The organism is Pedococcus sp. P1_H8 (genome assembly GCF_056405175.1).
Genome location: NZ_JBFUCP010000048.1, coordinates 1 through 661 on the forward strand (window position 1 = coordinate 1; position 661 = coordinate 661).

1 protein-coding gene is annotated in these 661 nt (G+C 68.4%); it reads right to left on the reverse strand.

The window, feature by feature from the left end; genetic code table 11:
* Nucleotides 1-46: 46 nt before the first annotated feature.
* Nucleotides 47-661: DUF6891 domain-containing protein (locus AC1DYG_RS18745; RefSeq protein ID WP_477641380.1), on the reverse strand; the 615-nt coding region annotated here is incomplete at its 5' end.

A 661-nucleotide genomic window follows, 5' to 3' on the forward strand; every position in this document is an offset into this window, starting at 1 on the left:
CCTCCCGACCGATCCGGTCCCGCGGCTACTCCCATTCGACCGGGCGTCACGCCTCGATCGGGTCGTACCAGTCGGCGTTCCTGAGCAGCACCCTCGTGCCCAGGTCGCGATTCCATTCCGGCTCTATGCCGTGCCGCCGGAAGACGGGAAACATCACGTCGTCGAGCAGGCGCGTCACGTCGGCCGTGTAGAGGTCTTCCTTCACGTCATCGCTGAGCGCGCCGTAGGTGGCCTCGTCGAAGTCCTCGGGCGGGAACGCGCCGTAGCCGATGTGGGTCTCGCCGTCCACGACGAGACGTTCGGTGTCCTGCTGGTGGAAGTAGGCGTAGCCCTTCCAGTGCCGGCTGTCGTCGAGCTCGCCCCAGATCTCGCCGGACGCGCAGGTACCGCAGCAGGTGAAGTCGGCGCGGGCGAGGACGCCGTTGGCGTTGAGCTCCTCGAACGCGGCGATGGTGCGGGAGGTGTACGCGCCGAGCTCCGTCTGCTGGCGCAGCCGCGCGGCGCGGAGAGCGTCGAACGCCGCCCCGAGCTGCTCGTCGGTGAGGTCGTATTCGTCGCCGTAGATGTCGATGAAATCGTCCGCGTCGTCTCGGCCGGTGATCAGCTGATCCCAGATCTGCCGGGTCAGCTCGGCGCGGCCGTCCTCGTCGAGGGGCAGCTC